Genomic DNA, 20717 nt, shown 5'->3' with positions numbered 1-20717 from the left:
CCGAACTCAGAAGTGAAACGCGGTAGCGCCGATGGTAGTGTGGCATTCGCCATGCGAGAGTAGGACACTGCCAGGCACCCAATACAAGAAACCCCGCTCGATGAGCGGGGTTTTTTATTGCCTGAAATCAGCCACTTTCAAGCGAGAAGTGGCCAAGTCTTCTATTTCTCCTGTGTCACAGCCCCAGTTCTGTACAGGGCAATTCCATATTGACCACCCCATCTTCCAGCTGGATATCGATCTTGAAGCCGAGGCGCTTGGCCAGATTGATCATGCCGCGATTGCTGGGCATGGTCATGCCTGAGAGCTGGCCTATCTGCGCTTCCCTGGCGTAGCGCACTATCTTCTCCATCAGCAGGGTGCCCAACCCCAGCCCTTTCTGATCCGATCGCACCAGGATGGCAAACTCGGCATCCCGTTTGTCCGGGGTCGAAATGGCTCGCACCACCCCCAGGATCTGCTGGTTGCAGGCGCCGTCCTGGCCGACCGCGACGAAGGCCATCTCCCGGTCGTAATCGATCTGGGTCATGCGGGCCAGCTCCTCGTGGCCCAGTTCCCCCACGTCGGCAAAGAAGCGCTTGTATCTGTCTTCATCGGAGACCTTGAGCACGAACTGCTTGTGGGCCGGTTCATCTTCCGGCCGGATCGGGCGCAGCAGCACATGACTGTGGTCTTTCAACCAGGCCCCCTCTTCCAGCTCGGTGGGATAGGGTCGTATGGCCAGGGTCACTCCTGCTTCAGGCTCGGGCTGGGCCAGGATCAGACCAGCATCGAGTACCACCATCTCGTTGCCGCAGGCCTGCAGAGGATGCAGATCCAGCTCGCGGATTTCCGGGAAGGCGAGCAGCAACTCGGAGAGCTGGCACAGCACCTGGGCCAGCGCCGGAATATCCAGTGGCGCCGGACCGGCCTGTTGGCGGATCTTGCGGCTCTTGAGGGCTTCGATGATCTGGTAGCGGGCCAGTGCCTGGTTGAGCGGAGGCAGGGCGGCCACCATCTCCTGAGGGTCGGCGCCGGATTCCCCCAGAAGGATCACGGGACCGAACACGGGATCCTGCTGGATGCGGATCCTCAGTTCAAGACCGCCGCTGCGTCTGGCCATGCGCTGCACCAGCAGACCTTCGATGCGGGCGCCGGGATCATGCTGGCGCACCCTGTCCAGGATGGCATCGGCGGCCTGGGCCACCTCGGTCGAAGTTCGCAGGTTCAACATGACCCCGTGTACCGAAGACTTGTGGATTATGTCGGGGGATCTCAGCTTGACCGCCACCGGGTAACCTATCTGCTCTGCGGTCAGGGTCGCCTCTATGGCGTCCGTGACGATCCAGGTCGGCAGGGTGGCGAGGCCGCTTGCCTGGAGGAGTGGCTGCACCAGATGGGTATCCAGCCTGAGCTGCTTGCGCTCCAATGCCTGCTGGATCAGCTTCTTGCAAAGGGCGAGGTCCACCTTGTCCCCCTGCAGGGAGGCCGGCGTTTCCATCAGCTGTTTCTGGTTGCGGCGGTATTCCACCATGTGCATGAAGGCGTTGACCGCACTCTCCGGGGTGCGGTAGGTGGGAATGCCCGCCTCGTTGAACAGGCGGCGTCCCTCCTGGGCCGAGAACTCCCCCGCCCAGTTGGTGAGCAGGTTGAAGCGTCTGGCCCTGGGATGTTGCTTGAGGTAATCGATCAGGCTGCGGGCCAGCTCCACCCCTCGCGCCGTGAGGGAAGGGGCATGGATCAGCAGGATGGCATCGGCCTCGTCCCCTTGCAGCACGGTGTCGAGGGCGCGGCAGTAACCCTGGATATCGGCATCGCTGCCTATATCCTGGGGACGGCCCGCCAGCTTGCCGCCCCGCTCTTGCAGCACGTCCGCCGCCATGTTGGCCAGGCCGCGGCCATTGGAGATGATGGCGAGACGCTCCCCCTTGAGGGTCAGGGAGTGGCTGAGGGTCTCCACGGCGGCGAACAGCTCATGGGTATCGCGTACCCGCAGCATGCCGGCCCGGCGAATGGCCGCGTCATAGACGTTGTCGAGGCCGTTGACCGGATCATGGCGACCGCTCTTGAGCACCAGGATGGGTTTGTTGCGCGAGGCGGCGCGCGCAGCCGAGAGAAAGTGCCTGGCATCGTGCAGCTTGTCCATATAGAGCAGGATGGCGCGGGTCACGCTGTCGCGGGAGAGCTGATCCAGCAGCTGGCCGAAGTCGATGTCACAGTGATCACCGAGGGAGACGAAGGCGGAAAACCCCACCTCGTGCTGCTTGGCCCAATCCAGGATGGTGGTACTCACGGCCGCCGATTGGGAGAGAAAAGCCACCTGACCCGGTTTGGCCGCGATGGGGGAGAAACTGGCGTTGATGCCCTGCCCCGGCAACAGCAGGCCCATGCTGTTGGGGCCGAGCAGGCGAATGCCGTACTGGTGGCGCAGTCGCTGCAGCTCGAGGCGCTCCTCATCGCTGAACTCCCCGGCCAGCATGATGACGGCGCCGGTGCCGCGCTGGCCCAGGGCCTCTACCAGAGGCAGTACCCGCTCGCGCCGGGTACAGATGATGGCCAGATCCGGGGCCAGCGGCAGGCTGGCGACATCCGGGTAGGCCAGTACACCGGCGATGGCCTGACTGTCGGTACTGACCGGCAGTATGGGCCCCTGGAACTGGCCCGCCAGCAGGTGGCGGATCAGCACATGGCCCGCCTTCTGGGGGTTGCTCGAGGCGCCGATCACGGCGATTGACTGGGGTTTGAAGAGCCGATCCAGGCCACTGGGTTTCATGGGCAGGCATCCGTTGCTGGGCACAGAGCCTGAGTCTACCCTGTCTCGGCTGCGGCTTCTGTGACCAGATGCGCCATCAGCGCTTGCCGAGCTCGGCGGCGACCAGATAGAACCTCAGTTCCCCCTGGATGCGGCGCACCGCCGCCAGATGGCGATCCTGCAGATAGATCTCCTGCTCCTGTTCCAGGCTTGCCCTGGGCAGGCCCATGCTTTGCAGATACTCCTCAAACAGCACAGGGCTCCTGATTTCGACGAGATGATCTTTCATGGGCGACTCCTTGCTCTGGCATGGGTTGAGGGAGCCTAGTGTAGTCAAAGGAGTCGGTGGCGCTAGCTGTCAGATCTGTCATCAAGATGGCGGCAGCACCGCTAGCCGTAATTGTGCTGGCTCTTGGCCGTGTCCCAGAATGCCTTGACCAGCGGCTCTTCCAGGCGCTTCTTGAGTACCCCCATACCGACATCGAAGGGTTTGAGGGCCGGTTTGGGTTCGACGATACGCACCTTTTCCCCCATGGGGCTGTGGTCGATGACGGCGGCGGGCACCAAGCCGACACCGCAGCCGAGGGCCACCATGGCGACTATGCCTTCATTGCCCGCCACCTCGGCATAGATGTTGGGGGCTATGCCCTTGTTGCGAAACCACTGATCGCAGCGTTTACGGGCCAGTCCCTGCTCCGAGAGGATGAGGGGCAGCCGCTCCCAGTCCGGTTCGCCCTGGCGAAACCACTGGCTCAGTTGTGGCGCCGTGCGGGGGGCAATAAACACCAGGGGCACCTGCTGCAGGCTGGCGAATTCCAGCTTGGCTGGCAGGGCATCGGGGCGGGCGGCGATGGCGATGTCCACCTCCTCGCCGAGGATCTTCTCCACCGCCAGGGCCGGATCGCCGGTCTCCAGCTTGATTTCCAGCTGAGGGTAGCGGCGGCGAAAGCGCTCCAGCACATCGGGCAGCAGGAAGTAGCTGGCGGTGACAGAGCAGAACACCCGCAGCCGCCCCTGCAAGGGTTCGTCGCTGCGTTTGAGAGCCTGCTTGAGCTGGCGCCATTCCTGCAACAGATTGCCACCGAATTCCCGCAGCTTCTCCCCGGCCGGGGTGAGACGCACGCTGCGGTTGTCCCGCTCGAACAATACGCAGCCGGTCTCCTGCTCCAGGCGCTGGATGGCGCGGCTCAAGGTAGAGGGGCTGACCGCCATGGCGTCGGCGCTCTTGCCAAAATGAAGGGAGTCGGCGAGGTGGAGAAACAGCTCGAGATTGCGAAGGTCCATCGTTGAAATCCTGCAAAACGGCCCATGGGCCGCATATATCCGCCCTGGCTGCGTGTCGGAAGTCATGCTCCGGGCAGGGAGGCGGTCTGAGATTGCGAAGAATAACATTTCAATTACTGCAACGTACTGTTTCGAATATATCAGTTCAAGCAATATCTGTCCCGCGCTATAGTGGTTTGGTCAACGCCCATAGCGGCACGGAATCAATCGAACGGAGCAATCACCATGGCGAACTATTTCAACACCCTGAACCTGCGTCAGCAGTTGGCCCAGCTGGGCAAGTGTCGTTTCATGCAGCGAGCGGAATTCGCCGATGGCTGCGAGGTGCTGAAGGGCAAGAAGGTGGTGATTGTGGGCTGTGGCGCCCAGGGTCTGAACCAAGGCCTGAACATGCGTGACTCCGGGCTGGACATCTCCTATGCACTGCGCCAGGCCGCCATCACCGAGAAGCGCGCCTCCTGGCAGAAGGCCACCGACAACGGCTTCGTGGTCGGCACCTATGAAGATCTGATCCCGACCGCCGATCTGGTGCTGAACCTGACTCCGGACAAGCAGCACTCCGACGTGGTGAAGACAGTGATGCCGTTGATGAAGCAGGGGGCTGCCCTGGGTTACTCCCACGGCTTCAACGTGGTGGAAGAGGGTCAGCAGATCCGTTCCGACATCACAGTCGTCATGGTGGCGCCCAAGTGCCCGGGTACCGAGGTGCGTGAAGAGTACAAGCGCGGCTTCGGTGTGCCGACCCTGATCGCCGTTCACCCGGAAAACGATCCCAAGGGTGAAGGCATGGCCATCGCCAAGGCGTGGGCCTCCGCCACCGGCGGCGACCGTGCCGGCGTGCTGGAGTCCTCCTTCGTCGCGGAAGTGAAATCCGATCTGATGGGCGAGCAGACCATTCTGTGCGGCATGCTGCAGGCCGGTTCCCTGCTCTGCTACGACAAGCTGGTTGCCGAGGGCACTGACCCGGCCTACGCCGGCAAGCTGATCCAGTTCGGCTGGGAGACCATCACCGAGGCCCTGAAGCAGGGCGGCATCAGCCTGATGATGGACCGTCTCTCCAACCCGGCCAAGCTGCGTGCCTTCGAGCTCTCCGAGCAGCTGCGCACCCTGATGCGTCCGCTGTTCGAGAAGCACATGGATGACATCATCGCCGGCGAGTTCTCCCGCGGCATGATGGCTGACTGGGCCGAAGACGATGCCAAGCTGTTCGGCTGGCGCGAAGAGACCGGCAAGTCCGCCTTCGAGAATGCCCCTGCCTATGCCGGCAAGATCGCCGAGCAGGAGTACTTCGACAATGGCGTGGTCATGGTGGCCATGGTCAAGGCGGGTGTCGAGCTGGCGTTCGAGACCATGGTGGCCTCCGGCATCTATGAAGAGTCCGCCTACTACGAGTCTCTGCACGAGCTGCCGCTGATCGCCAACACAGTCGCCCGCAAGCGTCTGTACGAGATGAACGTGGTCATCTCAGATACCGCGGAGTACGGCAACTACCTGTTCGCCAACGCCGCCGTGCCGCTGCTGCGCGAGCACTTCATGCCGACCCTGCAAGCAGGGGACCTGGGCAGTGCCCGTGCCGAGAGCAAGGCGGTGGACAACCTGGCCCTGCTGGCTGCCAACGAAGCGACCCGTAACCACCCGATCGAGAAGATTGGTCAGACCCTGCGTGGCTACATGAAGGACATGAAGCGCATCGCTGTTGGCGGCTAATCTGGCATGGCCCGCAACCATGCCAGGTGCGAGAAGATCGGCCAGACCCTGCGTGGCTATATGAAGGACATGAAGCGCATCGCCGTCGGCGGCTAATCTGGCATGACCCGTAACCACGCCAGGTGCGAGAAGATTGGCCAGACCTTGCGTGGCTATATGAAGGACATGAAGCGCATCGCCGTCGGCGGCTAAACCTTAGCTGCGGGCCATCAGAAGGGGGCGGGGATGACGATCCCCGTTACTGGCTGGCTTAGACACCTGGCCAGTCGTCTGGATGATGCAAGCAGACAGCTTGAAGCCTATAAAAAAGCCCCGCTCATCGAGCGGGGCTTTTGCATTCAGAAAGGCAGGAAAACTCAGGCTTTCCAGGATTTCCAGGTGTTGATCAGACCGTTGGTGGAGCTGTCGTGGCTGGTGACGGCGTCATTGCTGCCCAGCTCCGGCAGTATCTTGTTGGCGAGCTGCTTGCCCAGTTCCACGCCCCATTGGTCGAAGGAGAAGATGTTCCAGATTGCGCCCTGTACGAAGATCTTGTGCTCGTACATGGCGATCAGGGCACCCAGCGTCTTCGGGGTCAGGCTCTTGAACAGTATGCTGTTGGTCGGGCGGTTGCCTTCGAACACCTTGAACGGCACCAGATCCTTGACCTGCTCCAGCGTCTTGCCGGCGGCCAGGAACTCGGCCTCTACCGCTTCCTTGCTCTTGCCGAAGGCCAGGGCCTCGGTCTGGGCGAAGAAGTTGGCCAGCAGTTTCGGATGGTGGTCACCGATGGGGTTGTGACTGATGGCCGGCGCCAGGAAGTCGCAGGGGATCAGTTTGGTGCCCTGGTGGATCAGCTGATAGAAGGCGTGCTGGCCGTTGGTGCCCGGCTCACCCCAGATGATGGGGCCGGTCTGGTAGTCGACCGGATTGCCGTCGCGGTCTACGTACTTGCCGTTGGACTCCATGTTGCCCTGCTGGAAGTAGGCAGGGAAGCGGTGCATGTACTGATCGTAGGGCAGGATGGCTTCGGACTCGGCACCATGGAAGTTGTTGTACCACAGGCCAATCAGCGCCAGCAGCACGGGCACGTTCTGCTCATAGGACTTGGTTGCGAAGTGCATGTCCATCTCGAAGGCGCCTTGCAGCAGGGCCTCGAAGTGTTCGAAACCGAGGGAGAGGGCGATGGGCATGCCGATGGCGGACCAGGAGGAGTAACGACCGCCGACCCAGTCCCAGAACTCGAACATGTTGTCGGTATCGATGCCGAACTCGGCCACGGCCTTGCCGTTGGTGGAGAGGGCGGCAAAGTGCTTGGCAACGTGGGCCTTGTCACCGGCGTGGCTCAGGAACCAGTCGCGGGCGGTCAGGGCGTTGGTCATGGTCTCCTGGGTAGTGAAGGTCTTGGAGGCCACCAGGAACAGGGTGGTTTCCGCATCAATCTTCTTGAGCGTCTCGGCGATGTGGGTGCCGTCGACGTTGGAGACAAAATGCATCTGCAGGTGGTTCTTGTAGGGGCGCAGGGCCTCGGTGATCATCACCGGGCCCAGATCGGAGCCGCCGATGCCGATGTTGACCACGTGCTGGATCGCCTTGCCGGTGTAGCCCTTCCACTCGCCACCGATGACCTTCTCGCAGAAGCCCTTCATCTTGGCCAGTACGGCGTTCACTTCCGGCATCACGTCCTTGCCGTCAACCTCGATGGGACGGTCGGAGCGGTTGCGCAGGGCTGTGTGCAGGACGGCGCGCCCCTCGGTCATGTTGATCTTGTCGCCGTTGAACATGGCGTCGATGGCGCTGCGCAGATCCGTCTCTTTGGCCAGATCAATGAGCAGCTTGAGAGTCTCTTCGGTGATCAGGTTCTTGGAGTAGTCGACCAGAATGTCGCCACCGAAGGTGAGAGAGAACTTGTCAAAACGCTGGGGATCCTGTGCGAACAGATCCTTGAGACGCATCTCTTTGTTGGCTGCGAAGTGAGTTTCCAGCGCCTGCCAGGCCTGGGTCCGGGTTGGATTGATGTTTTTCATAGACTTCCTGAGATTCCAAGTTGTATTTGAACCTTGCAGGCAAGGCTCCCGCCAAACCTTATTATTGTGGTTAGTATACCGAGCCGGTGAGTGGACTCATGTAACAGAGTGTCTCGTCCTGGCCGCACCCAGTGTACATTCAAAACCCTCGCATTATGAGCCAGCCCCATGACAGCGGCATTGAGCCTGCTCATCTTTTATTCCCCAGGCGGGTTGGCGAAGGTGCGAGTTCATGGTGGTTCCGCCATGGCCTGCGCCCTCAGCCTCCTCCTGCGTCGCCATCTTTTATGTGGCGATTGACGCTTGAGCTTACCCTTACAGTAAAGGTTAATGTTGGTGCATGAGTCGCATCACGGGAGACGTGCCATGACCACCACCATCCAACTGCCCATTCAGGGTATGAGCTGTGCCAACTGCGCGAGTCGCATCGGGGCGGCCCTCAATCGTATCGACGGCGTCGAGGCCAGCGTCAATTTCGCCCTGGAGCAGGCCGCCGTCACCCTGCAGGATGAGGCCTCCCTGCCCGAGGTGGTGGCGCACATTCGCCAGCAAGGCTATGAGGTGGTGGGCGAGCGAGTCGAGTTTCAGGTGAGCGGCATGAGCTGCGCCGCCTGCGCCGGTCGCATCGAGCGGGCCCTTGCTGCCCTGCCGGGCGCCCTGTCGGCCGAGGTCAACTTCGCCACCGAGCGGGCGCTGATCACCTTGCTGCCCGGTCCCCTGAGCCCTGCCGTGGTGCGCGACCAGATTGTCGCACTGGGTTTTGGCGCCGAACAGGTGCGCGGCAGCGTCTCCGCCCGTCAGCAGCAGTTGCAGGCCAGGGAACAACAGGAGCGGCAGGAGGCGCGACGCGCCTTGCATCAGGTGCTGATCGCCTCCTTGCTCACCCTGCCCCTGCTGGCGGGCATGATGACCATGGCCGGCCTGCTGAGCTGGCATCTGCCAGCCTGGGCCGAGTGGGCGCTGGCCACACCGGTGCAGTTCTGGATCGGCGGGCGCTTCTACCGCGGGGCCTGGCTGGCCCTGAAGAACAGGGCCGCCAACATGGATGTGCTGGTCGCCACCGGCACCAGCGCCGCCTATTTCTACAGCCTCTATCTCTGGCTCAGTCTGGGGGCGCAGGCCTCGGGTCACCTCTATTTCGAGGCGAGCGCCCTCATCATCACTCTCATCTCCCTCGGCAAGCTGCTGGAGGCCCGCGCCCGGCGCAGTACCCAGTCGGCCATTCGCGAGCTGATGGCATTGCGCCCCGAGCGAGCCACGGTAAAACGGGGGGGAGACTGGGCCAGTGTGGCGGTGGACGAGGTGCTGCGTGGCGATCTCATCCGGGTATTGGCCGGGGAGCGGGTGCCGGTGGACGGCACCATCAGCCAGGGCAGCAGCGAGCTGGATGAATCCATCCTCACCGGCGAGAGCATGCCGGTGCCGCGGGGAGTCGGCGAGCCCGTGCTGGGGGGGGCCATCAATGGTTCCGGGGTACTGACCATCACGGCGACGACCGTGGGGGAGGATTCCAGCCTCAACAAGATCATCGCCCTGGTCGAGCGTGCCCAGATGGGCAAGGCGCCGCTGCAGCAGCTGGTGGACAGGGTCTCCGCCGTGTTCGTGCCCCTGGTGATGGCCGTCGCCCTGCTCACCCTGCTGCTGTGGTGGGCCTGGGCCGGGGACTTCGGCCATGCCCTGCTGGCGGCGGTGGCCGTGCTGGTCATCGCCTGTCCCTGCGCCCTCGGTCTGGCGACCCCGGCGGCCATAGTGACGGGCACCGGGGTGGCGGCGCGCCACGGCATCCTGATCAAGGACGTGGATACCTTGCAAAAAGCCCATGACATCAAGGCGGTCATCTTCGACAAGACGGGCACCCTGACCGAGGGCAAGCCGGTGTTGCAGAGCTGGAGCGGTGACGCCGCCTCCCTGCGTCTTGCTGCGGCGCTGCAACAGGCGAGCGAGCATCCCCTGGCCCGCGCCATGACCGCCAGCCAGGCACAGGCCTCTCTGCCCGAACCGCAAGGGGTCGAGGTGCGGGTCGGCAGCGGCATAGTGGGGGAGGTCGAGGGGAACAGGGTCGCCATCGGCAATCCGGCCCTGATGGCGAGCCTGGGGTTGGTGGTCGACCCGGTTGAGGAGACGGATGGGGCGACCCGGGTCTGGGTTGCCATCGAGGGCCGACTGGCCGGGGTGGCCGCCCTGGCGGACAAGCTGCGTCCCGAGAGCCGTCAGGCGGTGGCGAACCTGCGGGCGCGCGGCATCGACAGCTGGCTGGTGAGCGGCGATGCCCCTGGCCCCGTGGCCCGGATCGCCGGCGAACTGGGGCTGACAGGATCATTCGATTCCGTCTTGCCTGACGGCAAGGTCGGCCGGGTCGAGGCGCTGCGCGAGCAGGTGCAGGGGCGGGTCGCCATGGTCGGTGACGGGGTCAACGATGCCCCCGCCCTGGCGGCGGCCGATGTCGGCATCGCCATGGGGTCCGGATCGGATGTGGCCATGGAGACGGCGGCCATCACGCTGATGAGAGCAGATCCCCGGCTGGTGGCCGATGCCATCGACATCTCGGCGGCGACCTGGCGCACCATACGTCAGAATCTGTTCTGGGCCTTCGCCTTCAACGTGACAGGCATTCCCCTCGCGGCACTGGGCTACCTCAGCCCCGAGCTGGCGGGGGCCGCCATGGCCCTGAGCAGCGTCACCGTGCTCGGCAACTCCCTGCTGCTCAAGCGCTGGCGTCCCAAGGCCGGGCAGGGATGAAGGGGCGGGGAGCCAGCACGAGGACCCTCGCCCCCTCGACAGTCACAGACAGAAAACGGCAGCGGCAGGCCATGGCGGGCGCCCTGCATCACTCATTGTTCGGTAGCTAGTTCAGGCCCGGCAGCGGGCCCGATATCAGGAGTCATAGATGAACATCAGCAAGGCCGCCCAGGCCACCGGCCTCAGTGCCAAGACCATTCGTTACTACGAAAGCATAGGCCTCATCACGGCGCCCCTTCGCAGCGATAACGGCTATCGCAGCTATGGGGAGGAGACGGTGCGCGAGCTGCATTTCGTCAAGCGGGCGCGGGAGACGGGCTTCAACCTGGAGGAGTGCCAGGAGCTGCTGGCCCTGTACCGTGACAAGCACAGAAGCAGCGCCCAGGTGAAGAAGCTGGCCCAGGAGAAGATCGTCGACCTGAAGGCCCGCATCCAGGGTTTGCAAACCATGCTGAGCAGCCTGGAGGGGCTGGTGACCTGCTGCCACGGTGATGACAGGCCAGAGTGCCCCATTCTCGACGAGCTGGAGCGGGGCTGAGTCGGGGTCGCTCGTCGTCCTTTGGCCCGCTCCTGGCTGATGGAGTGGTTAATAAGTGGCCATTTGTTGTTGGCCGCCGGGGGCTGGGATAGACTAGGCGGCTATTGCAAACGGAGTTCCCCCCCTTGAGCCAGAGTGTGACACGACAGGTCAGGCAGGCCATCATGGTCCAGCTTTATACCCATGCCTCGTTCAGTCTGCCCTGTCTGGCACTGTTGGCTCTGGCGTGGTCCATGCTGTTCCACGACTACCTGCCCGCCCTCGAGGCGTGGAGCTGGCTCGGTCTGGTGCTGCTGTCGCTCTGCGCCCGGGCCTGGCACCTGCGCTGGCGTCGTGCCAGGCTGGACAGCACGGCCCTGGCCCAGCTCGAGATCGAGCTGTTCGTCGGGGTCACCATCACCTCCATCATCTGGTCCCTCGGGGTACTGCTCTACATGGGGGCGCTGCCCGACGCCTATCGCGCCGCCATGATGATGCTGGCCAGCCTGATCCTGACCGGCAGCGCCATCATGTTGTTCGGCAGTCGGCGCGCCTTCTATGGCGCCGTCTTGCCCCTGGGGCTCACCATCTTGTTCGAGCTGGGCCAGGGCAATGAGCAGGAGCGGATCGTCGCCTGCATGCTGACCGGTTACCTGTTTATCTTCCTGCCGACCCTGCTGCGTCGCCTGCGCCGGGATCAGGCCGCGTCCCTGTACCACAGCTTCTCCAATGCCAATCTGGTGGCCGAGCTCAAGCAGGTCTCCGAGCACCTCAAACTCGCCTCCCGTCGGGACGGTCTGACCGGGATCGCCAACCGTGCCCATCTGGATCACTGTCTGGCCAAGGCATGGCGCCGTTGCCACCGGGCCCAGGCTCCCCTCTCCCTGGTGCTGGTGGACGTGGATTACTTCAAGCAGTTCAACGATCACTATGGCCATCAATCCGGTGACGAGTGCCTGCAGCAGGTGGCGGCTCTGCTCGCCAGGGTGCCGCGGCGCGAAGACGATCTGGCGGCCCGTTACGGGGGCGAGGAGTTCGCCCTGCTGCTGCCTTGCACCAGCATGCAGGGGGCCTTGCAGGTGGCCGAGCAGGTGCGCGACGCCCTCAAGCAGATCCATATTCCCCATCAGAAGTCCCTGGTCTCTGGCCGGGTGAGCTGCAGTTTCGGGGTGGCGACCCTGGTACCGGATAACCATGCCACTATTGCGGATTTAGTGCAGAAAGCGGATGCGGCCCTCTATCAGGCCAAGCATAATGGGCGGGATCGGATCGAAGTCGCCTTGATGGGAAAGGTGGCTTGATTCACCCCTGACAGATTTAAAGAGGTCGTCTATGCAATGTCATCGTATCGAAGAGCTGCTCGAGCTGCTGCAACCTGCCTGGATCAAGGAGCAGGATCTCACCCTGGTGCAGTTTGTGGCCAAGCTGGCCGAGGAGGCCGGCTTCGAGGGGCCGCTGTCCGAGCTGACCGATGACATGCTGATCTATCACCTCAAGATGCGTGAATCCGACAAGCAGGCCATGATCCCGGGGCTGGCCAAGGATCATGTGCCCGATTTCAAGGAAGCCCTGCTCAAGGCGCGCGGCATCAAGTGATCCCGACTCCGGGCTGATCGCACGAAAAGGCTTCAATGGAATCTTTGAAAAAGGCAGGTCGTCAACCGGCGATGTGCCTTTTTTGTTGCCGTGAATTGCGAGCGCGCTCCAATATTCGACACATTAAACCCACACTGTTATCAGGCTGTTTAAGATATAATCCGCGCCATAACAACTGACGGAGTGATGGGTAGCAATGGCCGAGCAGGAGAAGATCGACATCAAGGATGTCACCGACAAGGGCGTGACCGGGACCTTCAACCCGAATGCCTTCAAGTCCGGCGATGACAGGTTCAATCCGGGCAATCGCATCTATGTGAGGGCCCAGACCGGGCGCTGGCAGCGGCTGCGCAAGCTGATGGGCTGGTTCTTCATGGTGCTGTTCGTCGCCTTGCCCTGGCTTCGTTACGATGGCCGCCAGGCCATACTGTTCGATCTCGAACATCAGCAGTTTCATATTTTCGGCGCCACCATCTGGCCTCAGGATCTCACCCTGCTGGCCTGGGTGTTCATGATCGCCGCCTTCGCCCTCTTCTTCGTGACCACTTTCCTCGGTCGGGTCTGGTGTGGCTACCTCTGTCCGCAGACGGTGTGGACCTTCATGTTCATCTGGTTCGAGGAGAAGTTCGAAGGCTCGGCCAACAAGCGCCGCAAGCTGGATGCGGCCCCCTGGAGCGCCGACAAGCTGCTGCGCAAGGGTGCCAAGCACCTGGCCTGGATCCTGCTCTCCCTGGGTACGGGTCTCACCTTCGTGGCCTATTTCCAGGATGCCACCCGGCTGGTGCCCCAGTTCTTCAGCGCCGCCACCTCGGGCTGGGTCAGCTTCTGGGTCATCTTCTTCGCCGCCTGCACCTATGGCAACGCCGGCTGGATGCGCGCCATCATGTGCATTCACATGTGCCCCTATTCCCGCTTCCAGTCCGCCATGTTCGACAAGGACACCTTCATCGTCGGCTATGACGCCAAGCGAGGTGAGAGCAGGGGCCCCCGTGCCCGCAAGGCGGACCCCAAGGCATTGGGGCTGGGGGACTGCATCGACTGCGATCTCTGCGTGCAGGTCTGCCCGACCGGCATCGACATCCGCGATGGCCTGCAGTACGAGTGCATCAACTGCGGCGCCTGCGTCGATGCCTGCGACAACACCATGGAGCGGATGGGCTATGAGAAGGGGCTGATCAGCTACACCACGGAACACAAGCTGGAACACGACAGCACCCATGTGGCGCGTCCCAAGCTGATTGGCTATGGCCTGGTGATGGTGATCATGCTGGGGGTGTTCGTCTACAACGCCATGTCTATCATGCCCATGGGGCTGGACATCATCCGTGACCGCAACCAGCTGTTTCGCGAGAACAGCGAGGGGCTGATAGAGAACACCTACACCCTCAAGATCCTCAACAAGACCCTCCATGACCAGGGATTCCAGCTGGACGTGGAAGGGCTGCCCGAGCACCAGTGGTTCGGCCCGCGGGAAGTGACCCTGAAGGCGGGCGAGATCTACACCCTGCCCATCAGCCTGGCCGTGGATCCCTACAACCTGAAACGGCCGACTCTGGACATCCAGTTCGTGCTCAGGCGCACCGATGCGCCGGCGGAGGATGGCAAGGCCGAGTTGCGTCAGGCCAGCAAGTTCATCAGCCGGCTCTGATCCCGGGAGGCGCCGGGCGTTGGGCAAATGGCGGGCCAGTTTTGCCAGTCATTTGCCGGGGGAGTGATAGAATGGGGCGCATCGGCGCCCCTTGTTCATGGTGGATTTCATGCGTTTCAACTATTCCGACCTCAATCCCGATCTCATCCTGGATGCGCTGGATCTCAGCGGCCTGCGTGTCGACTCCGGCCTCATCGAACTCAACAGCTACGAGAACCGGGTCTATCAGTTTCAGGACGAGGATCGCCGCCGCTATGTGGTGAAGTTCTATCGCCCTGGCCGCTGGAGCCGGGCCCAGATCCTGGAGGAGCACGGCTTCGCCGCCGCCCTCAGCGAGGCGGAGATCCCGGTGGCGGCGCCCATCGCCTTCGCCGGCGAGACCCTGCTCGAGCATCAGGGTTACCCCTTCGCCATCTGGCACAGCGTGGGGGGGCGCCAGTTCGAGGTCGACAATCTGGATCAGCTGGAGTGGGTGGGACGCTACCTCGGCCGCATCCATCGCATCGGGGCCGCCCGTCCGTTCCAGCACAGGGTCCGGCTCGATGTGGAGAGCATGCTCCACGAACCCCGGGCGCTGCTGGCGGCGGGGGAGTGGCTGCCGAGCGGTCTGGCCCGGGAGTTCTTCGGCCTGCTCGATGAGTTGACCAAGCACGTCACCGATGCCCTGCGCCTCGACGTGGCCCAGATAGCCCTGCACGGCGACTGCCACCCGGGCAACATCCTCTGGCGTGACGGCCCCCTGTTCGTGGATCTGGATGACAGCCGCACCGGCCCCGCCATCCAGGATCTCTGGATGCTGCTCTCGGGGGAGCGCAGCGAGCAGCTGATCCAGCTCGACACCCTGCTGGCGGGCTACGAGGAGTTCATGACGTTCGACCATCGCGAACTGGCGCTCATCGAACCGCTGCGCGCCATGCGCATGGTGCACTACATGGGCTGGCTGGCCAGGCGCTGGGAGGATCCCGCCTTCCCCCGCCACTTCCCCTGGTTCAATACCGAACATTACTGGCGCAGCCAGATCGCCAGCCTCCATGATCAGCTGGCGGCCCTGCACGCCCCGCCCCTGGCACTGATGCCGGGCTGGTGACGCCCGCCCCGCGGGCCTGAACGCGCCCGCCTTTGCCATTGACGCCGACAGGGGGACACAATAGGCTTGGACTGCTTCGGTTCTCCGGGCGTGCCTCACTGCTTCCCCTTAACAGGAAACATCATGAAAAAAATACTGTGCTTTCTTGCTGCCATGCTGATGATGCCCATGGTCCACGCCGCCCCTGAGTTCAAGGAAGGCGTCAACTATGACGTAGTCAAACAGACCGGCAGTGCCCAGCCCGAGGTCATGGAGTTCTTCTCCTACTTCTGCCCTCACTGCTACAAATTCGAGCCGATCGTTGATGATCTGCAGAAGAGCCTGCCGGAAGGGGTGACCCTGAAGAAGAACCCGGTCGCTTTCCTGGGTCGCGAGATGGGCCCGGAGCTGCAGCGCGCCTATGCGGTTGCCAACCTGCTCAAGGCTGAAGACAAGCTGACCCCAGCCATCTTTGATGCCATCCACGTCAAGCGTCAGGTCCCCCAGAGCCGCAACGATGTGGAGAAAATTTTCGCCGACAACGGTGTACCGGCCGAAGAGTTCACCGGTGCCGTGGACAGCTTCGCCGTCTCCGGCATGGTCGCCCAGTTCGACCGCAACACAGAGACCTACAATGTGCGCGGCGTCCCGGCCTTCCTGGTCAACGGCAAGTACATGGTGAAGATTGAATCCATCACCTCCCAGGAGCAGTTCAATCAGCTGGTGAAGTTCCTGCTCGCCAAGAAAGACTGATAGACGCCCCTGACAAAACGCCCGCCGGTGCAAACCGGCGGGCGTTTTTTTATGGTCTCGAACAGGCTGGTTCGAGAGGGACAGTGCCAGCGCTCAGACCTGACAGTCCCGTTGCGGGCGCGAGACGCTGGGCAGCCGGGTGCGGCGGCTGAGCTCCTCCGCCAGCCAGACCAGCAGCAGGATGGCGAGGATCAGCGTGGCGGCCTGATCGTAACGAAACAGGCTGAGGGAGACATAGAGCTGCTGCCCCAGACCACCGGCGCCGACCACCCCGAGAATGGTGGCGGCGCGCAGGTTCATCTCGCCACGATAGAGGCCATAGGCCAGCCACTGTTGCCACACCATGGGGAGCAGACCATACCAGAAGCTGGCCAGGCGTCCTGCTCCTGCCAGTTGCAGGGCGCGGCGCGGCGCCTGGTCCGCATTCTCCAGGGTCTCGACAAAGAGGCGGGCCAAGACGCCCGTGGTGTGCAGGGTCAGCGCCAGCACACCGGCGACCGGGCCCAATCCCACGGCGATCACCAGCAGGCTGGCAAAAATCAGCTCCGGCACGGAGCGCAGCAGGTTGAACAGCAGACGCAGCGGCCAGATCTGGCGGGCCAGTACCGCCAGCGGCATGGCCAACAGGGCGCTGAGCAGGGTGCTCAGCAGCGCCATCTGCAGGGTATCGACCAGGCCTGCGGCCACCAGCTTGAGGAAGGGAGCAGACCAGTCAGGCTGCAGGAATTCCGCCAGGAAGCGCCCCATGCCACCGAGGGAGAGGCTCAGGCTGCGCCAGTCGAGCAGGGTGAAGGCCCCCAGGCTGGCGAGCAGCAACAGGGCGCAGAGCAGCAGGCCCGGGGCGCGGCTGCGGCGCAGCCAGGCGCTCAGGCCATCGGCCAGCACCACCAGGACCACGAAGGCCAGCAGCAGGGTCGCCACCTCGCCACCGGCAAACATGCGCAGGGAGAGTTCGAGCTGCTGACCCAGGCCGCCGGCGCCGACGAAGCCCATGATGACGGAGGCGCGCAGGGCGCATTCCCAGCGGTAGACCGTATAGGAGAGCAGCTCCTGGCGCACCGCGGGCAGCACGCCGTAACAGAGGGCCTGCAGCCGGCCGGCCCCGCCGAGCAGCAGGGCCCGGGCCGGTTGCAGGGCCCCGCTCTCCATGATCTCGTTGTAGACCTTGGCCAGCATGCCGCCGTAGCTGACCGAGATGGCCAGGATGGCGGCCATGGGGCCGAGCCCGGACAGGCGCACGAACAGCAGCGCCCAGATGAGCTCGGGCAGGCTGCGCAGCAGGATGGCGACCAGTCGACACAGGGCGCGCAGACCGTTGCGCAGCGGAGCAGGCAGGGCGCCGATCCGCGACAGGGAGAGGGCGCGGGAGCCCAGCAGGGCGAAGGGCACCCCGAGCAGCAGAGCCCCGAACAATCCCAGGGTGGCGACCGCCAGGCTCTCCAGACTGGCTCTCAGGGTCAGGGCGAGAAAGTCCTGATCCAGGCGCGGTGGCCAGCTATGGGCAGCGAAGTTGCCCATCTGCCGCCAGCTGGCGGGGTCGAGCAGGGCGCGCCAGCTGGCGGCATCCTGCCAGAGACCGTAGAGAGCCAGCAGCAAGAGCCAGGGCCAGGGGTGGCGTAGGGGCCGGCGCAGAGCAAGGGGGAGCGCTAGCACGGCGGCATCTGCTCTGCGAGGCTGCCGGGCGACTCGTTGCCATAGAGCTCGGCGAGCATGGCGGAGGTGACCGCCTCGGCGGCGCAGTCGAACAGGATGCGGCCCTGACGCAGGCCTATGATGCGCGGGAAGTGGCGCAGAGCCAGATCCACCGCATGAAGATTGGTGATCAGCGTACTGCCGCGTGCGGCCGCTTGCTGCTGCAGGGTGAGTATGCTGGCCTCGGCCAGCACGGGATCCAGGGCCGAGACAGGTTCATCGGCCAGCATCAGGTCCGGGTCCTGATAGAGCACACGGGCGATGCCGACACGCTGGCGCTGGCCACCGGAGAGGGCCCCGCAGGGCTGGTACAGTTTGTCGGCCAGGGACAATCGTGCCAGTTCGGCGCGGGCTCCCGCAGGATCCCGGGGGCGCAGCAGGGAGAGCAGGGCCTTGGGCAGGGACCACTGGCCGAGCCGACCCGCCAGCACGGCCGTGATGACGCGCTGGGAATCCGGCAGGGGCGGCGCTTGCCAGATCATGCCGATGCGGCTGCGCAGCCGCTGCCGCTGCCGGCTCGAGAGCAGCCAGGGATCCTGCTGCCACAGCCGCAGGGCCCCCGGACTGTCGGCCCTGAGTTCGGTGGCGAGCAGGCGCAGCAGGCTGGTCTTGCCCGCCCCGCTCGGCCCTATCACGGCGACCCGCTCACCGGCGCGGACCTGCAGACTGATCTCTGCCAGCACGGGCAGCTCACCGAACCGCAGGCTGGCCTGGTGCAGGTCGACGGCAATCACTTCAGCAAACCAGCCTGGACGGCGGCGGCTTCGATGCCCTGATAGTTCTCGGGCTGGGTCTCGATGAAGCGACTGGCCCGTTGCAGCTTGAGGATCTCGGCCTGGGCCGGGACGCTGGGGTCCAGAGCCAGGAAGGCCTGCTTGAGCCTGGCTTGCAGCGCCGGGTCCAGGTCGCCGCGCACCGTCCAGTTGTAGTCAAAATAGGTCGGCGTGGTCCAGATCACCTTCACCTTGCTGGTATCGACCTTGCCCTCTTCCAGCAGCTTGTCCCAGACCGACGCGTTGAGGGCACCGGCGGGCACCTTGCCGGAGGCGACCCAGGCGACGGTGGCGTCATGGGCGCCGGAGAAGGCGACGTGGGCGAAATCCTGCTCGGGCTTGATGCCCTGCTCGGCCAGGAAGTGGCGCGGCATCAGGTGACCCGAGGTGGAGGAGGGGGAGCCGAACGCGAAGTCCTTGCCCTTCAGATCGGCGAGGGTCTCGATGCCGCTGTCGGCGTTGGCGATGAACTTGGAGGTGAACTGGGCATCTTCCGCCCGCTGCACCAGGGGCACCACCTTGTCGGCGCGGCGATGGGCCTGGACATAGGTGAAGCCACCCAGCCATGCCATGTCTATCTTGCCGGCGGCCAGGGCCTCGACCACGGCGGCGTAGTCGTTGACCGGGACGAACACCACGTCGCGCCCGGTCTGCTCGGCCAGGTAGTCCCCCAGGGGAGCAAACTTGCGTTGCAGCTCGGTGGGCGCCTCATCGGGAATGGCGGAGACCCGCAGCGGCTCGGCGGCGCTGGAACTCAGGCTGACAAAGAGGGCGGTGAGGGGAAGCATCCATTTCTTCAGCATAGGGTTTTCCTTTCATGGGGGGGCGGGTAGCAAAAAGGCCCGCGCCGGGGCGGGCCTGGTATCGACATATGGTATTCATCCCGGGTCGCGGACGCCAGTGCGGCCCATCGTGGGGGCGCTCCGTGCTCAGCGGGAGAGGTGGAAGGCCCGTTTGAGGTGGCGCACGAACTCGGCATCCCGGCACAGTGTCTTGCCCGGACTGTCGGAGATCTTGGCGACCGGGCCACCGTTGCACTCCATCAGTTTGAACACGATGTTCATGGGGGTCACCCCGGGCAGGTCGCAAGTGAGCTGGGTGCCGATGCCGAAGCTGGTGTTGATGCGGCCGCGGAAGTGGCGAAACAGCGCCACCGCCTTGTCGAGGTTGAGGCCGTCGGAGAAGACCAGCGTCTTGCCGGTGGGGTCGATGCCGAGCCGCTGATAGTGGCTGATGGCCTTCTCCCCCCACACCACGGGATCGCCGGAGTCGTGGCGCAGGCCCTGGTAGCGGCTGGCCAGATCGAAGTCGAAGTCATGGAGGAAGGCATCCATGGTGATGCAGTCGGTCAGGGCGATGCCGAGGTGGCTGCTGAACTCGTCCAGCCAGCTGGTGAGGGCGGCGCGCTGGCTCAGGGCCAGGGGGAAGCCGAGCTGCTGGTGGGCCTGGAACCATTCGTGGGCCTGGGTGCCGACCGCGGGCAGCTGGTACTTCTGGGCCAGCTGATAGTTGCTGGTGCCGCGAAAACAGGGCAGGCGCTGCTGGAGACGACCCACCACGGCATCCTGGACGGCGTGGGAGAAGCGGCGGCGGGTCCCGAAGTCGATGAGGTGGAACTCGTCCATCTCCGCCGGGCTCAGGTCCCGCTCCAGTTTGTCGATCTTCTGGTCCAGCCGCGCCAGCGCCTGGGTCACCCCGAACTGGGGATAGCGGAAGCGGTTGCGCATCTCGCTGATGGTGGCGAGCACGGGGATCTCCCACAGGATCACGTCCTGCCAGGGCCCCTCGACCCGGACATTGATGCGGCCATCCTGCTCGAACACCTTGAGCAGGGAGGCGTCCAGCGGTTTGCGGCGCAGGTGATCGAGATAGTCGGCGCCAAAGAAGGGACGCTCGGCCAGGAAGTCGGCCTCCGCCCTGCTCAGACGCAGAGAGCCGGCCAGGCGCAGCTGTTCCTCGATCTGGCCCATCATGGGCAGCAGATCTTCCTCGTTGCGGCTGTGAAACTCGGCCACCACCTCGGCATCGGGATAGCGGTGATAGACGGCCTGCTGCATATGCAGCTTGTAGGCGTCGGTGTCGAGCAGGCTGGTGAGGATTGGAGGCATATCAGGCTCCTCGCAGACTGGTGAGCACGATGGTGCTCCCCTGCTGCATGTGTAACGTGCAGGCGCCGGCGTCGGGTTGGTGGCTGAGAATGGGCGG

Annotated in this window: 16 protein-coding genes; 8 read left to right on the top strand and 8 right to left on the bottom strand. The window is 63.9% G+C overall.

What is annotated here, in order from left to right:
• Positions 1-175 precede the first annotated feature (175 nt).
• The 3 genes from ACEUCR_RS17550 to ilvY all read right to left on the bottom strand — a co-directional run bounded on the left by ACEUCR_RS17550 (position 176) and on the right by ilvY (position 4015).
• Entirely contained in the window at positions 176-2752 is a 2577-nt protein-coding gene (locus ACEUCR_RS17550) for a bifunctional acetate--CoA ligase family protein/GNAT family N-acetyltransferase (protein ID WP_408791650.1), read from the bottom strand.
• A 76-nt stretch (positions 2753-2828) separates the two neighbouring features.
• Positions 2829-3020, bottom strand: a complete 192-nt coding sequence (locus ACEUCR_RS17545; RefSeq protein WP_041998914.1) for a hypothetical protein — start codon at positions 3018-3020, stop codon at positions 2829-2831.
• 101 nt (positions 3021-3121) lie between these two features.
• Positions 3122-4015 carry an HTH-type transcriptional activator IlvY gene (ilvY, locus tag ACEUCR_RS17540; RefSeq protein ID WP_408791648.1) on the bottom strand — a complete coding sequence of 298 codons (894 nt, stop codon included), beginning with the start codon at positions 4013-4015 and terminating at the stop codon, positions 3122-3124.
• A 225-nt stretch (positions 4016-4240) separates the two neighbouring features.
• Between ilvY and ilvC the strand changes: the two genes are divergently transcribed.
• Entirely contained in the window at positions 4241-5722 is a 1482-nt protein-coding gene (gene ilvC / locus ACEUCR_RS17535) for a ketol-acid reductoisomerase (RefSeq protein WP_408791646.1), read from the top strand.
• 356 nt (positions 5723-6078) lie between these two features.
• Here the strand turns inward: ilvC and pgi are convergent, their stop codons facing one another.
• Entirely contained in the window at positions 6079-7728 is a 1650-nt protein-coding gene (gene pgi, locus ACEUCR_RS17530) for a glucose-6-phosphate isomerase (RefSeq protein ID WP_408791645.1), read from the bottom strand.
• 366 nt (positions 7729-8094) lie between these two features.
• On the opposite strand from pgi, the gene ACEUCR_RS17525 reads away from it, so the two are divergent.
• The 7 genes from ACEUCR_RS17525 (at position 8095) to ACEUCR_RS17495 (ending at position 16047) form a co-directional block, all read left to right on the top strand.
• Positions 8095-10467 carry a heavy metal translocating P-type ATPase gene (locus tag ACEUCR_RS17525; RefSeq protein ID WP_408791643.1) on the top strand — a complete coding sequence of 791 codons (2373 nt, stop codon included), beginning with the start codon at positions 8095-8097 and terminating at the stop codon, positions 10465-10467.
• A 148-nt stretch (positions 10468-10615) separates the two neighbouring features.
• On the top strand, positions 10616-11005 hold the full coding sequence (gene cueR / locus ACEUCR_RS17520; RefSeq protein ID WP_041998926.1) for a Cu(I)-responsive transcriptional regulator: 390 nt from the start codon (positions 10616-10618) through the stop codon (positions 11003-11005).
• Positions 11006-11130: 125 nt separating this feature from the next.
• The gene (locus ACEUCR_RS17515; RefSeq protein ID WP_041998929.1) at positions 11131-12285 is read left to right on the top strand and encodes a GGDEF domain-containing protein; all 1155 of its coding nucleotides are present in this window, start codon (positions 11131-11133) and stop codon (positions 12283-12285) included.
• Between the two features lie 31 nt (positions 12286-12316).
• A complete protein-coding gene (locus ACEUCR_RS17510; protein ID WP_041998932.1) occupies positions 12317-12580 on the top strand; it encodes a YihD family protein in 264 nt (87 codons plus the stop codon).
• Positions 12581-12776: 196 nt separating this feature from the next.
• Complete coding sequence (gene ccoG, locus ACEUCR_RS17505) at positions 12777-14228, top strand: cytochrome c oxidase accessory protein CcoG (protein WP_111874126.1); 1452 nt, start codon at positions 12777-12779, stop codon at positions 14226-14228.
• A 97-nt stretch (positions 14229-14325) separates the two neighbouring features.
• Positions 14326-15315, top strand: a complete 990-nt coding sequence (locus tag ACEUCR_RS17500; RefSeq protein WP_392441769.1) for a serine/threonine protein kinase — start codon at positions 14326-14328, stop codon at positions 15313-15315.
• Between the two features lie 123 nt (positions 15316-15438).
• Positions 15439-16047, top strand: a complete 609-nt coding sequence (locus tag ACEUCR_RS17495) for a thiol:disulfide interchange protein DsbA/DsbL (protein WP_408775698.1) — start codon at positions 15439-15441, stop codon at positions 16045-16047.
• Positions 16048-16140: 93 nt separating this feature from the next.
• Here ACEUCR_RS17495 and phnE read toward each other — a convergent pair whose 3' ends face one another.
• From phnE to pncB, 4 genes are all read right to left on the bottom strand, one after another.
• On the bottom strand, positions 16141-17700 hold the full coding sequence (phnE, locus tag ACEUCR_RS17490) for a phosphonate ABC transporter, permease protein PhnE (protein ID WP_408791640.1): 1560 nt from the start codon (positions 17698-17700) through the stop codon (positions 16141-16143).
• Positions 17694-18473 (bottom strand): phosphonate ABC transporter ATP-binding protein, encoded by a 780-nt coding sequence (locus tag ACEUCR_RS17485; protein WP_408791638.1) that lies wholly within the window; start codon positions 18471-18473, stop codon positions 17694-17696. The genes phnE and ACEUCR_RS17485 overlap by 7 nt, the downstream gene beginning before the upstream one ends.
• Entirely contained in the window at positions 18470-19315 is an 846-nt protein-coding gene (locus ACEUCR_RS17480; protein WP_041998944.1) for a putative selenate ABC transporter substrate-binding protein, read from the bottom strand. The genes ACEUCR_RS17485 and ACEUCR_RS17480 overlap by 4 nt, the downstream gene beginning before the upstream one ends.
• 126 nt (positions 19316-19441) lie before the next feature.
• Entirely contained in the window at positions 19442-20620 is a 1179-nt protein-coding gene (gene pncB, locus ACEUCR_RS17475) for a nicotinate phosphoribosyltransferase (RefSeq protein ID WP_408791636.1), read from the bottom strand.
• Between the last annotated feature and the right edge of the window lie 97 nt (positions 20621-20717).

Source organism: Aeromonas bivalvium (assembly GCF_046078285.1).
Lineage (GTDB): Bacteria > Pseudomonadota > Gammaproteobacteria > Enterobacterales > Aeromonadaceae > Aeromonas > Aeromonas bivalvium.
Note: the sequence above shows the minus strand (reverse complement) of the source record. Positions and strands in the feature narration are given on the sequence as shown.